This window comes from Nonomuraea sp. NPDC050227 (assembly GCF_044459705.1).
In the GTDB taxonomy this organism is placed as follows: domain Bacteria; phylum Actinomycetota; class Actinomycetes; order Streptosporangiales; family Streptosporangiaceae; genus Nonomuraea.
In genome coordinates this window covers 171,578-184,267 of record NZ_JBITJF010000017.1, presented here as the reverse complement: position 1 = coordinate 184,267, position 12,690 = coordinate 171,578, and the positions used below count along the sequence as shown (strand labels likewise).

17 protein-coding genes are annotated in these 12,690 nt (G+C 67.1%); 11 read left to right on the top strand and 6 right to left on the bottom strand.

Going from position 1 to position 12,690, the window contains the following annotated elements; genetic code table 11:
- Positions 1-28 precede the first annotated feature (28 nt).
- The 9 genes from ACIBK9_RS47050 (at position 29) to ACIBK9_RS47010 (ending at position 5,982) form a co-directional block, all read left to right on the top strand.
- A complete protein-coding gene (locus ACIBK9_RS47050) occupies positions 29-1,051 on the top strand; it encodes a phage distal tail protein (RefSeq protein WP_397165595.1) in 1,023 nt (340 codons plus the stop codon).
- A gap of 16 nt (positions 1,052-1,067) precedes the next feature.
- On the top strand, positions 1,068-2,894 hold the full coding sequence (locus tag ACIBK9_RS47045) for a hypothetical protein (protein ID WP_397165594.1): 1,827 nt from the start codon (positions 1,068-1,070) through the stop codon (positions 2,892-2,894).
- Positions 2,887-3,279, top strand: a complete 393-nt coding sequence (locus ACIBK9_RS47040) for a hypothetical protein (RefSeq protein ID WP_397165592.1) — start codon at positions 2,887-2,889, stop codon at positions 3,277-3,279. The genes ACIBK9_RS47045 and ACIBK9_RS47040 overlap by 8 nt, the downstream gene beginning before the upstream one ends.
- A gap of 71 nt (positions 3,280-3,350) precedes the next feature.
- The gene (locus tag ACIBK9_RS47035) at positions 3,351-3,788 is read left to right on the top strand and encodes a hypothetical protein (RefSeq protein WP_397165591.1); all 438 of its coding nucleotides are present in this window, start codon (positions 3,351-3,353) and stop codon (positions 3,786-3,788) included.
- The gene (locus tag ACIBK9_RS47030) at positions 3,778-4,182 is read left to right on the top strand and encodes a hypothetical protein (protein WP_397165589.1); all 405 of its coding nucleotides are present in this window, start codon (positions 3,778-3,780) and stop codon (positions 4,180-4,182) included. The genes ACIBK9_RS47035 and ACIBK9_RS47030 overlap by 11 nt, the downstream gene beginning before the upstream one ends.
- Complete coding sequence (locus ACIBK9_RS47025; RefSeq protein ID WP_397165587.1) at positions 4,179-5,024, top strand: N-acetylmuramoyl-L-alanine amidase; 846 nt, start codon at positions 4,179-4,181, stop codon at positions 5,022-5,024. The genes ACIBK9_RS47030 and ACIBK9_RS47025 overlap by 4 nt, the downstream gene beginning before the upstream one ends.
- Complete coding sequence (locus ACIBK9_RS47020) at positions 5,021-5,146, top strand: hypothetical protein (protein WP_397165585.1); 126 nt, start codon at positions 5,021-5,023, stop codon at positions 5,144-5,146. Before ACIBK9_RS47025 ends, ACIBK9_RS47020 begins: the two co-directional genes overlap by 4 nt.
- Positions 5,147-5,231: 85 nt before the next feature.
- On the top strand, positions 5,232-5,783 hold the full coding sequence (locus tag ACIBK9_RS47015; RefSeq protein ID WP_397165584.1) for a hypothetical protein: 552 nt from the start codon (positions 5,232-5,234) through the stop codon (positions 5,781-5,783).
- Between the two features lie 10 nt (positions 5,784-5,793).
- The gene (locus ACIBK9_RS47010) at positions 5,794-5,982 is read left to right on the top strand and encodes a hypothetical protein (protein ID WP_397165582.1); all 189 of its coding nucleotides are present in this window, start codon (positions 5,794-5,796) and stop codon (positions 5,980-5,982) included.
- A gap of 252 nt (positions 5,983-6,234) precedes the next feature.
- Here the strand turns inward: ACIBK9_RS47010 and ACIBK9_RS47005 are convergent, their stop codons facing one another.
- The 3 genes from ACIBK9_RS47005 to ACIBK9_RS46995 all read right to left on the bottom strand — a co-directional run bounded on the left by ACIBK9_RS47005 (position 6,235) and on the right by ACIBK9_RS46995 (position 8,822).
- The gene (locus tag ACIBK9_RS47005) at positions 6,235-7,023 is read right to left on the bottom strand and encodes an NUDIX domain-containing protein (protein ID WP_397165581.1); all 789 of its coding nucleotides are present in this window, start codon (positions 7,021-7,023) and stop codon (positions 6,235-6,237) included.
- 87 nt (positions 7,024-7,110) lie between these two features.
- Positions 7,111-7,794: a dTMP kinase gene (locus ACIBK9_RS47000; protein ID WP_397165579.1), complete on the bottom strand. Its 684-nt coding sequence runs from the start codon at positions 7,792-7,794 to the stop codon at positions 7,111-7,113.
- Positions 7,794-8,822: a radical SAM protein gene (locus ACIBK9_RS46995; protein ID WP_397165578.1), complete on the bottom strand. Its 1,029-nt coding sequence runs from the start codon at positions 8,820-8,822 to the stop codon at positions 7,794-7,796. The genes ACIBK9_RS47000 and ACIBK9_RS46995 overlap by 1 nt, the downstream gene beginning before the upstream one ends.
- A 164-nt stretch (positions 8,823-8,986) precedes the next feature.
- On the opposite strand from ACIBK9_RS46995, the gene ACIBK9_RS46990 reads away from it, so the two are divergent.
- Positions 8,987-10,276, top strand: coding sequence for a helix-turn-helix domain-containing protein (locus tag ACIBK9_RS46990; RefSeq protein WP_397165577.1), 1,290 nt, complete (start codon positions 8,987-8,989; stop codon positions 10,274-10,276).
- Between the two features lie 71 nt (positions 10,277-10,347).
- On the opposite strand, the gene ACIBK9_RS46985 is transcribed toward ACIBK9_RS46990, so the two are convergent.
- Positions 10,348-10,938 carry a type II toxin-antitoxin system prevent-host-death family antitoxin gene (locus ACIBK9_RS46985; protein ID WP_397165575.1) on the bottom strand — a complete coding sequence of 197 codons (591 nt, stop codon included), beginning with the start codon at positions 10,936-10,938 and terminating at the stop codon, positions 10,348-10,350.
- Positions 10,939-11,465: 527 nt separating this feature from the next.
- Entirely contained in the window at positions 11,466-11,801 is a 336-nt protein-coding gene (locus ACIBK9_RS46980; protein ID WP_397165573.1) for a hypothetical protein, read from the bottom strand.
- Between the two features lie 411 nt (positions 11,802-12,212).
- Between ACIBK9_RS46980 and ACIBK9_RS46975 the strand changes: the two genes are divergently transcribed.
- A complete protein-coding gene (locus tag ACIBK9_RS46975; protein ID WP_397165572.1) occupies positions 12,213-12,494 on the top strand; it encodes a hypothetical protein in 282 nt (93 codons plus the stop codon).
- Between the two features lie 41 nt (positions 12,495-12,535).
- Here the strand turns inward: ACIBK9_RS46975 and ACIBK9_RS46970 are convergent, their stop codons facing one another.
- Positions 12,536-12,664, bottom strand: a complete 129-nt coding sequence (locus ACIBK9_RS46970; RefSeq protein ID WP_397165570.1) for a hypothetical protein — start codon at positions 12,662-12,664, stop codon at positions 12,536-12,538.
- Between the last annotated feature and the right edge of the window lie 26 nt (positions 12,665-12,690).

Here is a 12,690-nt window from a genome sequence, read left to right as displayed (position 1 = left end):
CCGCCCCATCGTTGCCCGCCATCCCCGCATGTTCGGCAACAGCGTCACCCTCGGCGCGTTCGAGCTAGAGGTTGAGTTCCCGGCGATAGCGGTCACCACCCCGGACGCGCGGGTCCTGCTCGGCCCGTTCGAGACCGAGATTGAGTTCCCGCCTTTGGCGTTCTCGTACGATCAGCGGCCCACGCTGGGCGTGTTCGAGATCGGGGTCGAGTTCCCGCCGCTGTCGATCACAGTGCCGATCAAACCCGGCGACTCCCTGACAGGGGCGGCGGGGGAGGTCGAGTGGAACGGCACTCTGTGGGGGCCCAGCACGAGCGTAAGAGTGCTGCTGCCGGTGCAGGGGTGGATGGGCACACCGAACATCGACAACCTCAACGAGGAACGCCCCAACAGACACGGCGCGTGGGATGCGCGCAAGCTGGCCCAGCAGCGGCTGGTCACGCTGAAACTCCAACCGGACTCAGCGTCCGACCCGACGCAGATCGACACGCTTCTCGACCAGATCGCCGCAGTCACAGGCATCCCCGACAGTGAGGATCCTCTGCCGCTGGTCGTCAAGTCGTACGGGGAGCCGCGGCTGGCCTACGGGCAGATCATCGCCCGCGACATCGAGCTGGACGAGGCGTACAACGTGGGCTTGCCCACAGTGAGCGTGCTCGTGGCGTGCGCTGACCCGCGCCGGTACAGCTTGGAGCGGCGCGGCGCGACAGTGCCGTTGGAGAGCGTCACAGGGCTCGGAAACGCGGGCAACATCGCCACGCATCCGCTCATCCGGGTCGAAGGGCCCGCCGTGGATCCGACCCTGGCGAACCAGACGTCCGGCCGGATCCTGGAGCTGTCCATCACTCTGACCGGCGGACAGCTCCTAGAGATCGACACCGACAACGGCACGATCACCCTGGCAGGCGAGTCCCGCATGAGCGCCTTGACCGGCGCCAGCGTCCCGGTCCAAGACTTCGTCCTAGCGCCAGGACCGAACGACATCCAGTACAGCGCGACCAGCGGCGGAGCCAACGGCGCGGACTTCCTCTGGCGTGATGCCTGGCTGTAGGTGACGGGGGTGAGTGGTGCCCGCCGTCATCCGCTCGTGGACCCAAGGGATCGGCCCTAATACCGCGACGTGGCAGGTTAACGCCCCCACAGGCGTCACGGCGGGGATGTCGCTGCTGGCGTTCCTGAGTGTGGACGGGGGCGGCGTCGCCAACATCACCGGCGGCGGCACCTGGCAGCAGATCGGCCACATCGCCGGCACGCCGGGCGTCCTGACGGCGGTGGACGTCTGGTGGCGGCTCGGCACCAACGCCGAGCCGTCCCAGTACACGGTCAACCAGGCCGGCACCGCGGACGGCGTGTGCGTCGTCGTCGCCATCGCGGGGGCGGTCACTACTCAGCCGCAGGTCGGACTGGGGAATGCATTCACCAACAGCCAGGCGGCCATCTCGCCGTCGATAGTCCCGGCTACCTCTTCGGGATTGGAATTCCGGTTCGCCGCCGGTACCCCATCGAACGTGGCCGTCAGCTGGTCGACGCCAGTCGGCTTCGATGAGCTGGCGGACATCCAGTCTGAGGACGACGTGTCCGGGCAGGTCGTGTGGCGGCGTGTGTCGAGCACGACGGCAACGGGGCAGCAGTTCCACCTGGCGAACGCCAGCCTCCTGTGCCTGGCAGCGCTCGTCGTGGTCGTGGAGTCGTCCACGGCGCAGGTGCCGGACCCGCCCGTCGTGCAACCTTTCACACCAGGTCGCGGAACCAGCCGCTACCGGTATGTGGTCACCCGGCTGCTGGACCGCACCTACCTCGGCGACCTGGATCTGAAGGGCGTCTCGTTCGACAAGCGGATCTTGCAGGCGGGCAGCTTCAGCGCCACGATCCCGATCCCTAACCGGCGGGTCCGCTCTCAGGTGGCCGACATCATCCCGCTGGACGACACCGTCCTAGACCGCGGCCCTGGTGTGATCACGGTGCAGATCTACAGGGATGGCGATCCGTGGGGCGAGTACTGGATCACCGCAGCGACAATCGGGCGCTCCCGGAGGGGTACGCCTGCTGTGCAGCTCCGGGGCTCCACCCTGGACGCGTATCTCAGCCATGTCGAGATCCAGAACGATCTTTTTTACACCAACACGGACCAGATCGACATCGCGCGCGCCCTGCTCAATCACGCGCAGGCTCAGGCCGGTGCGAACATCGGCCTGGCCCTGCAATCGGGCACGTCAGGCGTGAAGCGGGACCGCACCTACTTGGACAGCGAGGGCGGCACCTACGGGCAGCGGCTCGTCGAGCTCGCCCAGGTCGACAACGGCTTCGAGTGGGCGATTGACCTCGCGCTCGTCTCCGGCGTGCTGGAACGTCAGTGGCGCTGGGGGTACCCGACGCTTGGGCAGGCCGAACCACAGCACGTCCTGGTGGATTCGGCGCACGGCGGCGACATCTTGGAGTGGAGTGAAGAGATTGACGCCCTCCGCGGGGCGACGAGGTGGCGGGCGCGCGGCTCGTCCATCTCGACGGACGCCTCTACGTCGGCGACTCCGCTCGTGTCCACCGTCGCGTCCGCGACCGCTCATCTGGCCGCAGGCTGGCCGCGGCTCGACCGGACGATCTCATATCCGACGGCGACCGTGCAGGCCACGTTGGACGATTACGCCGCGTTCTGGGCAGCGAAAGCGCCGGGCGCGCTGCGCGTGGACCAGGTGACGATCGCGCTCGGCGCCAACCCCACGCTCACGCCGAACAGTCTCGGCGACACGGCGATGATCAAGCTGGACAACGAGTGGCACGTCCGCCAGTCCCGGATCCGGCGCGTGATCGGCATGCGAGTCACCCCTACCAGCCGTGACTCCGGCAAAGAGGAAGCGCAGCTCGTGCTTGAGGGACAGGAGGCCCCGGGTGCCTGACGTTTTCCCCAACGATTTGATGGGCGAGATCCGGCAGCTCCAGCGAGATGTCGAGGAGCTCAAGGCCCTCATGCGTTCCCAGCCAGGCAAAACCGTCGCGTCGCAGGGGTGGGCCATGCACTCCATGACGGCACCCGACACCTCCGGCCTCCCATCAGGCGCAGGGCATGTCTACTTCCGGGGCGGCCTGCTGCGGTACCGCGCGGCTGGCAACGTCGGGGAGGTGACGCTCCCGGCGCCCGTCGTTCTGGCCGACATGGGTGACATCGCCACAGCCGATGCTGGATCGACGTACACGGCTACCGTGCAGCAGTTGATCAACGAGATCAAGACGGTAGTCAGGGCCTTCCGCGCCGACGCGCGCTCGAAGGGCCTCATGCAGTAGCTGCCCCCATAGTCGTGCCGTCCCGCTACCGAGGATGGGCGGGACGGCACCCCAATCACGAGGGGATGTGCATGAAGCGGTTCGTTCCCCTCGCCGAGCACCCGTTCGAGCTGCTGTTCGGGCTGCTGTTCCTGCTCAACGGGACAGCCATCTCGTTCGGGGCTGGACCACCTGCCAGCATCAACGCCACCCTCCCTCCCGCCGTCGTTCTGGCTTGGGGGGCGATCCAGCTACTGGCGGGGCTGCTCATCGTCGCCGGGATCATTCTGCGCTACTGGCGCCCAAGCCTGCTCCTGCTCGGGCTGCGCCTGGAAAGGGCCGGCTTGTGGCCGCTCGCCGCGGCTGTCTCCGTCTACGGAGTGGTCGTGGTCCGCTACGCCGGCGCCCCAGCCGTCTACACCGCGGGCGTGCTCGCCGCTGTCGCTGCCGCCTGCGCCGCGAGGGCAAGAACGCTGGCACGTCTGGAGAAGACCATCATCAAATACTCGGGAGGTGCGGGTGGCGACTGAGTGGCTGACGCCCGCGGTGATCACCTTGCTGGGCGGCGGCCTCACGTCAGCGCTTGGGGTACTCGTCAAATCTCGCATCGACTTGAAGAAGGCACGACTGGACGAGGAACGGCAGCCGATCGAGCTGGAGAACGTGTTCATCGGCGGCGCCGAGAAAGCTGTCGCTGCGCTACAGGTGGCGTTGGACCGGGCAGAGTCCACGATCAACCGCCTGGAGCAGGCGCTGACCGAACGGGATCAGAAGCTTCAAGAGCGCGACCTTCGGATCGCTGAGCTGGAGATGGAAGTGACCCGGACGCTGGCACGTCTGGCCCGGCTACAGGACCAGTGCGAGAAGCTGCAGACCCGTCTGGCTGACCTGCGGATCGATCCGCGTGAGGGAGAGACGCCGTGAGAGCTGGTGAGCCGCCCATCACCCGGCGTGCCGCGCACAACTCAGGAACCGGCAACAAGCCGCCGCGGCGGGTGGTCATTCACGCCACCTGCCCCGGCGTCGGCTATCCGGCCGCGTCAAAGAAGGGCGCTGCGTCAGGGACGGCGAAGTACTTCCAGATGCAGTCCTCAGGCGGCAGCGCCCACTACATCTACGACTCCTCCCGGCATGAGGAGCACTGCGTTCCCGAGAACACGATCGCCTGGCACGCGCCCCCGAATCCGCACACGATCGGGATCGAGATCTGCGGCGAAGCCTCTTACACGCGCGAGCAGTGGCTGTCGTCAGAGGTGTGGCCGGCGGTCGAGGAGGCCGCGGCCCGCACCCGGGAGCTGTGCCTGCGCTACGACCTGCCGATGAGGAAGCTGACCGTGGCGCAGGTGCGTGCGGGCGCGGCCGGCGTGTGCGGCCACGTGGACGTTTCTCTCGCCTTCCGGCAGACAGACCACAGCGACCCGGGCCGGCACTTCCCCTGGGACGAGTTCATGCATCTGGTCAACAGCGACGGCGAGGGGCCCGATCCTGTCACCTCGCGGACGGAGGACATCGTGAACGCTCTGCCCGTTCTGTCGGTTGGCGCTGACTGCTACGACGTGAAGACCGTCCGGGCGCTGCTGTTCGCCCGCGGTGGCCTCAACGAGAAGGTGTACGGCGGCGCTGTGGGCTTGCGCTCGTGGCAGGAGTCCACCAAGTACGACGCCGCCCTCAGCGAGGACGTGAAAGCCTTCCAGCGCCGCTCCAAGCTCGCCGATGACGGCGTGGTGGGCCCGCTGACGTACGCCGCTCTGCTGAGGGTGTCGTGAGCGACGGTCTTCTGGCCCGGTGGTGGCCGCTGCTCTACCAGACGTCTCTTCCACGGCATCCCGAGCTCGTGGAGGAGAGCACGCCTGAGCGCGTGCCGGGCCTCGTCGACGAGGCCAACTGACGAGCCCTCTGCGGCTCACCCAGAGCGTCCCCGCACGGCGGTGGGCGCTCTCTTCGTATTCACCTCATCGAGGAGCATCCTCAAAATGCGCATCACCAAGAGCGCGATCGTCCTGTCCGCTGCCGCCCTCGCGGCCGGTCTCGTCGGCGCTGTGCCGGCGTCTGCCACTGCTGACGTGCCGGGCCTGCAGATCACGCAGGTCGGCTACAACGCGTACGGCCCGGACACGATCTACAACCGCAATCAGGAGTTCGTCGACGTCAAGGCCGACGGGGCCGCGGGTCGTGCCGTGAACGTCACCGGCCTGACTGTGGCCGACCAGTGGGGCAAGTCCCACGAGGGCGCGGACGACAACCCGCACGGCTGCAACACCTACAAGGTGACGTCGTTGCCTGGCATCACTCCGATCGACGGCAACGTGCTCCTGCCTGCCGGGCACACGATCCGCGTCTACTCGGGCGCTGGCACGCCGTCCGTGTCCGCGGGCGGAACGGTGCACGCCGTCTACATGGACTCGCGGTGCGGCTACCACGGCCACATCTGGGGCAACGGCGGTGACACCGCCTGGATCACCCTCGGGTCGAACAGCGAGAGCTTCGCCTACGACTTCGACAACGGCTACACGGTCAAACCCTGAGGAGGGTGTCATGAACGTTGGTAAGTACGCGAAGACCTTCGTCGCCGCGCTGTTCGCCGCTGTGGTCGTCGCCAAGTCCGCGGTCACCGATAGTGTGATCTCTCCGCAGGAGTGGATCGACATCACACTGGCGGTGCTCACGTCTCTGGGCGTGTGGGCGGTGCCGAACGCTCGGCGGTCTGAGGACCTGCCGCGCTAGTCTGGTTTGTACGTCCGAGCATCCATCGGGGTAGCGTCCGGAGCGCCACTGGTTCGGCAGCCCGCCAGCGGCTTCCGCCCCCGGTCCAGGTCCGGCGCGAACCGCTGGCATTGGTTCGCCTACTCCGATGGATGCTCGGACCTCCTGCCTCTGCCACGGGAGACCGTGGCACCCGCATGAGCGGTACAGCGGCGGGACTCCAGCAAGAAGCCCTCGCTCTCCTTCGGGAGGGCGAGGGCTTCTTTGCGTTGTTCAGGGCTGTACGCGCTCGATCTCGATGGCCAGCACGCCGAGCGCTTCCTTCTCTGGCCCGTAGATGCGGCGAATGTTGGCGAGCTGCTGCTCACGCGAGGAGTCGGGATTCACGCGCTCCGGCCCCTCGGTGTCGAGCAGTTCCTCGAAGCTGTCGTAGACCGCAACCCGTACGACCTTGGTCAGGCACTCATCACCGTCGCATCGGAACAGGATGCGCTGCCCAGCGGCGAGGTCGCGCAGGTTCGAGTAGAGGACCCGGACCTCGACGGACTTGCGGCCAGCAGAGACCAGATCGAAGTAGGGGCGGTAGAGGTTCATGTCGCGTGCCGGGGTCTCCCTGCGCTGCCAGCCATCGAGGCTGAAGGCGTCGCCGCGCTGGTAGGCGCCAAGGCCGGCGCGGATGTAGGAGACGACGTCGCCAGGCAGATCGTCCAGGGGGAACCATTCGATCTTGTCGCACTTGCTCGGTTCGGCATTCACCGGTTCCCCACCCCATCGGCTCGTGGCGAAGAAGACGCCGATGCGGGCCTGGCCGTCGGGGTCGGCGTGGTGGCAGACGCCGGCGAAGTCGAGGTCTGCGGGGTTGATGTCGATGCCCAGCTCCTCGCGAGCCTCCCGTGCGGCCCCCTCAGGTAGGGTCTCGCCGGCGTCGAGGCAGCCCCCCGGGACGGACCAGAGGCCGTCGGCGAACCCCGTGTTGGCTCGCAGCAACAGCAGGACCTTGTCCCCCTCGATGAGGATCAGGTGGACGCCGACGTGGGGCCGGAACGGTTCAGGTGTGGACATGGCCGTGCTCCCCGTGGTGGCGATGAGTCGTGGGTGTCACGCTACGCGGCCACACGGGGAGCACGGGGTCTGTTTGCCGGGATGGATCTAGACGTCGCTGCCGGGCAGCTGGGCGCTGGCCATCGCGTGGACCATGGCGGCGAGGTGGTCGGCGAGCTGCTCCGGCGTGCGGTTGTCGGTGTGCAGGTGGTAGGCGGTGGAGTCAGTGTCGGCGATCTGGTCGTAGTGGTCCTGCAGCCGTCGCAGCAGGGCGCGGTCGGCGATGAGGTCGCGATCGGATGCGGTCTGGTCGGGTTTGCCGGTCATCCGCGCGGTCAGCTCGTCCAGGTCGGTGTGCAGGTAGACGGTCAGGTCCGGCTGGGCCAGGTAGCCGACGAAGGGCGCGATGGTCGCGACGACGGTGCCATTGTCGAGGCCGTGGACGGCGGAGTGGTTGGCTATAACGGAGTTGATGTAGCGGTCGGCGACGGCATGCCCGGTCTCCAGGGACTGGCGGGCCAGGTCGGAGGCGTGTAGCGCCCCGGCGAGGTAGAAGGCCAGCTGCGGTAGCGCCTGGGCGTGGGCGTTGATGTACGGCTGCAGATCAGAGACTGGGGCGGGCACCGTGTGGAAGGCACGGCAGTCCAGCCGTTCGGCGAGGTGTCGGGCGAGGGTGGACTTGCCGGATCCGCTGATGCCCTCCAGGACCACGAAGATGCCCGATCGTGCTGTCTTGGCCGGCTGGTAGGCGGCGGGCAGCTGGTTGCTGATGCCGGGGGCGATGATGGTCATCAGAGGGTCCCTTCGGTGAAGGCGTCCAGGTGGGCGGAGACGGCCGCCAGCAGGCCGGCCGGGTCTTGTGCGTACGGGGTGACGTCCAGGCGGAGGTCGGGGCGAAGTAGACACGGGCTGAGCTCGCCGGCCGAATCCAGGCGCAGCGCCCAGAACCCCTCGATGCACTGCGCTCGCTTGGGGCAGGTGGTGCACTGGCCGACGTGGTGGCGGCCGAGGGAGGCGTCGATGACCTCGATCGTCATTGGTCCGCGCTGGCCGGGGACGTTGAAAACGTGGCGCCCCTGTCCCGTACCGGAGGTGACGACCTCCCCGCTGGTGGCGATCGAGCGCAGGTAGGCGGTGATGTCCCCGGAGGGGACCTTGGCGCTCAGCTGGTTGTGGTCGGTGTCGACCAGCTCGATGATCTGCAAGCTGGTGCCGAGCTCGCGCGCGTAGGCGATGATGTCCATCACCTCGTGCGCGTTCTGCTCCTGCAGCAGCAGGTTCAGCTCGACGATCGGGATTACCTCGATGGCGGCCTCGATCCCGGCCTTGATCTTGGCGATGTCGCCCGGCTTGCCTTCCGCGATGGCGGCGATGGAGGCGTCGGAGAAGTAATGCAAGCTGACCTTGATCCGGTCGAGTGCGGTGGCGGCCAGCCAGTCGAGGTCCTTGGTGAGGGTGAGCCCGTTGGTGATGAGCGTGGTGGTGTAGTCGCTCATGTCGTGTGCGGGCAGGCCCTGCAGGATCGGGCGGGCCAGCGGGGACAGCAGCGGTTCGCCACCGGTGAAGAAGACGCGGCGGATCCCGGCGGCGGTCATCGCGTTGATCGCGGTCAAGAAGTCGTCGGCTCCCATCGCCCGCCGACGGGGCTGGATGGTCCGGTCGTGGTGGGTGATCCGGGGCGGGATCTCTCCTTCGTTGTGGCAGAACCAGCACCCGAGCTGGCAGCGGGGAGTGAGAGAGACTCGCAGCTGGCCGCCGCGGCGGGCGAAGTCGCCGCCCAATGGCGCCGCAGTGGGGAAGCCGAGCGCGGTCGGTGGCATGATGCCTCCTCTGGTCCGGTGTGACTCCAGAAAGCCCCGAACCGGTGCCCCATGCAGGCGCGCTTGCATAGGTCGGCAACGGTTTGCATGTACTGCAAACCGGCGTGCCTCCAAGGCGTTGGCCAGCTACGGTGAAGCGGGGACTCTCTTCTGTGGAGCAGCCGATGACACTGCGTCACGCTGGCGAGATCGTAAGAGCAGCTCGACAGGCCAAGGGCATGACGCTGGCCGATCTTGGCCGGTTGACGGGGTATTCCGCCTCTCAGGTCTCTCGCCTGGAGCGCGGAATCGTGCCCCTGACCGACACGGTGGTGCTGCGTAGTTTTGCTTCCGCGTTGGGATTGTCGCCAAGGGCGGTTGGGCTTCTCCCCGACGCCGGCGTCCACGCCGCGACGGATCACGCTGTTACACGCCGCCATGCTGCGGATACATTACGTGGTGGGAGTCATGACGACGAGGGGACCGATCCGATGCGGCGTCGCACACTGCTCACAGCAGCCGGACTGAGCATCCCGCTGTCCCTACTCCAACGCCTGGACGACGCCCTGGCGGTGCCGCCGCAACCGGACGGCATGGCCGAGCCGGCACAGATCGCCCAACGGCTACGGTCAGCGCGCCACCAGTTCGACGCTGCCGAACTGGCCGCCCTTGTAGCGGCCCTGCCCGGACTGCTCGCCTCAGCGCGAGAAGCAGCCGAACGGGCCGACAACCCGGCAGGGTGGGCGCTGGTCTCGGCGAGCTACAACCTCGCCACCGACACCCTCAACAAGATCGGCAACAAGTCGTCCGCCCGGCTCACCGCGGACCGAGCGATGCTGTACGCCGACCGGTCACAGGACCCCGTCGCCAAGGCGGCCTCGGCGCGCGCACTGGGCATGATGCTGCGCACCCAAGGCCGCCCCGACCTCGCCACCGCCGTCATGACCAACGGCATCGACCAACTGGCGACGACCGGACACCAGACGACTGCCCAAGCCAGCATGTACCTGCGGCTGCTGTGCGCCCGCGCCTACACCTACGCCTGGGCCGGAGACCGGCAGCGAGCCCTCGACGGCATCGCCGAGGCCGAGCAGGCAGCCGGCCGGATCCCGGCAATGAAGCCCACTGCCTTGCCGTTCGCGACGCTCTACCGCGTCGACATCCACTACGCGCTCGGCGATGCCGGCGCAGCCGTGCACGCCGCTCGGGACCTGCGAGACGAGATGTACCCGACGCCCGAGCGGCGCGGGCGTCTCCACACTGACCTCGCCCGCGCCTACTGGCGGTGGGGCAGGCCCGAACAGACCGCGGCCGAGCTGTTGGCGGCGTACCGGCACGCGCCGGCGGAGGTGCGGGATAGGCCGTCAATCCGGCGGATCGCGGCCGAGGTGGTGGAGCGCCACCCGTGCGTCGCTGGTGTGCGCCAGCTCGCCACGGCGATTGCCCGCCCTCCCGCTATGCCCGCCGCCATCTGACTGGCCTTCGGCAACGAGAAGCCCCCGCCCGGTCCTCGCGGATCGGGCAGGGGCTGCTTCGCGTTGTACGGCTACTGTTCGCGGTATCCCTCGCTCGTGAGGTCGACGCGCCGGTTGTGAAGGTAGCTCTCGACCTCGCCCGGGTCGGAGAACGAGCGGATGTCCTTGTCGCTGATGCCGTCCACCGTGAAATCCTCGGTCACCTCGTTGCCGTTGACAGTGATGGTGATCGTGTCCGTGCCCCAATCGGGCTTGTCGTTCTCGCGAGTGAAGGTGATCGTGCGCGGGGCCATGGTGACGATGCGGGTCGGCCACCCGGCTACCTCGGCCTCTCCCTCGATGACGTACAGCAGTTCGTCGTCGCTGTCGCCGTAGCCCTGCTCCGTTGCCCATGTCTGCGCGTCAGCGGGGAGGTCGTGCCAGGTGATGGTCGACTCGGCGAGTTCGGTTGCGCCCTCCGGCATCCGGTCGCCAGACGTGGCAGAGATGAGGGTGTACGTGGTCACGGTGGACTCCTGGGGGATGAGGTCGATGGGGACGATGGCTGCGACTCGGCGGCCGTGCCGGGTGATGTAGGTGATCTGTCCGGCGTACTCTGCGCGGTTCACCAGGTCCCCGAACTTGGCGCGTCCTTCGCGGAGGCCGATCTCGTTCTCGCTCACATCCATGAGAGTACACAGTTTGCATTGTGTACACAATAGGCTTTGGTCTGGGAAAACGAGAGGCTCGCCCCAAGCAGGGCGAGCCCCATGTGTCGTACGGCTAGCTCAGGCTCGACGCCAACGCCAGTACGGGTCGGAGCTCTTGTAGGTGCACTTGTAGCGGACCTTCGTCACCTTCGCGTACCCGTACCGCCCGTGCGCTGCTTTCGGACAGAACGCTCCCGGAGTGATGCACTCCCAATGGGACCCGACCTGCCGGTAGCAGGAGGCGGCGGCAGCGTTCACGTGCACTGTCGTCGCGGAAGCAGGCAGCGAAGCGACGGCGGGGGCGACCATAGCGGACCCGGCGAGGGCAGCGGACACGAGCAGGCGTCTGAGCACAGAGACTCCTGAGGTGGGGGATGGAACGTGACAAGGGTGAGACGCCGGCCGGTTGGCGGAAGTTGCCGGGAGTTGCTGTCCGGATGCGGACACAGAGAAGCCCTCACCCTGCCGTAGGCAGAATGAGGGCTCTTCCAGAAAGGGGACTACGCGTCGGCTAGGAGTCGATCGGTGGCGTCCGCGGGCGCCACATGCATCACCGCTCGCTGCGTCTCCCAACCGGGGGTTGCGTCGCCGATGCTGTGGATCGCGGAACGGAGGAAGCAGAGGGCCTTGACCATGGCGTCGGCAGGATCGTCGGCTTCGACGATCATCTGGACGTCCACCACTCCATCCGTGATGGTTGCGGCCAGATCAGGATCCTCGACTGCCGAATCGGTGTCTTCCAGGTCGAGTAGGGCGTTCATCAGGTCGTTGAGGCGCTCGTCGAATCCTGTGAGATCGCCGATGCACTGAACTTCCTGGATCGTCATGTACTTCATGGCGTGTCCTCGTCCCAACAGGTCGCTCTTCGCAGTTGGCCGAGCAGGTTCCTCTTGTAGTTGTTCCCCGATGGCGTGCACTTCACTGTCTTCATGTGAAGACCGCATGGGCACTTCATCATGAAGTACTTCTTTCCTTTATCGACATCCCAGCCTTGAGCCTCCGCGTCGGCCAGGACCTCTTCCAGCTCCTTGATCGGGTGTCGCGGTCTGACCACTTTGTCCACCTGTCGACGACTTCGAGTCTACGTTCCGGCCCAGTGCCCCGATAGACCGCCCCCGCCGTAGATTGGCATAGCGTGTGACGCGCGTCTTCCTTTTTTGGTTGACACCTGAAGATGCGGAAGTCCAGTCGCACACTCGTTCGGTCATAGGATCCTGGCGAACCACCACGCACCGGGGGAGACCGCCATGGCTGACTACGAACTGCCGCAGGATTTGATCGACGCGCAGAAGGCGTTCTACGCGGCCGAGGCGCGCTGCGCTGAGCTGGTAGCCGCTGAGCCCTCACCTGTCGCCATAGCGGCGCTGGAGGCGGAGCTGAGCGACGAGCAGCGTCAGGCCCTCGCCGCGGCGCGGGAGGAGCGGCTGCAGGCGGTCGAGGTGCTGCACCGGCATCCGTTCTGGAAGGATCTCCCGGCCGGCGACAAGATGAAGGTTCAGGCGAAGCTGCGCGAGGCCGCCAAGGGGTGAGCCCCGGCCCCATCGTGGGAAGGCCGGGGCTCACAAGCCGGCTACTGCTCGGCGACCAGCAGTGTCGTCGTGATCTCGCCGCTGCCTTTGCACATCGAGCAGGTCATGCCGTCCTTGACCTTGGCGCCCTTACAGTCCCAGCAGGTCTCGCGGATCTGGTCGGTGCTCATGGTGGTCTCCCTCTGTGGTGTCGGGT

Bases quoted from the DNA above. Each gene is read 5' to 3' on its own strand.
- ACIBK9_RS47050 (WP_397165595.1), top strand. From the start codon at position 29: ATGTTCGGCAACAGCGTCACCCTCGGCGCGTTCGAGCTAGAGGTTGAG.
- ACIBK9_RS47035 (WP_397165591.1), top strand. From the start codon at position 3,351: ATGAAGCGGTTCGTTCCCCTCGCCGAGCACCCGTTCGAGCTGCTGTTC.
- ACIBK9_RS47015 (WP_397165584.1), top strand. From the start codon at position 5,232: ATGCGCATCACCAAGAGCGCGATCGTCCTGTCCGCTGCCGCCCTCGCG.
- ACIBK9_RS47010 (WP_397165582.1), top strand. From the start codon at position 5,794: ATGAACGTTGGTAAGTACGCGAAGACCTTCGTCGCCGCGCTGTTCGCC.
- ACIBK9_RS47005 (WP_397165581.1), bottom strand. From the start codon at position 7,023: ATGTCCACACCTGAACCGTTCCGGCCCCACGTCGGCGTCCACCTGATC.
- ACIBK9_RS47000 (WP_397165579.1), bottom strand. From the start codon at position 7,794: ATGACCATCATCGCCCCCGGCATCAGCAACCAGCTGCCCGCCGCCTAC.
- ACIBK9_RS46995 (WP_397165578.1), bottom strand. From the start codon at position 8,822: ATGCCACCGACCGCGCTCGGCTTCCCCACTGCGGCGCCATTGGGCGGC.
- ACIBK9_RS46990 (WP_397165577.1), top strand. From the start codon at position 8,987: ATGACACTGCGTCACGCTGGCGAGATCGTAAGAGCAGCTCGACAGGCC.
- ACIBK9_RS46980 (WP_397165573.1), bottom strand. From the start codon at position 11,801: ATGAAGTACATGACGATCCAGGAAGTTCAGTGCATCGGCGATCTCACA.
- ACIBK9_RS46975 (WP_397165572.1), top strand. From the start codon at position 12,213: ATGGCTGACTACGAACTGCCGCAGGATTTGATCGACGCGCAGAAGGCG.
- ACIBK9_RS46970 (WP_397165570.1), bottom strand. From the start codon at position 12,664: ATGAGCACCGACCAGATCCGCGAGACCTGCTGGGACTGTAAGGGCGCC.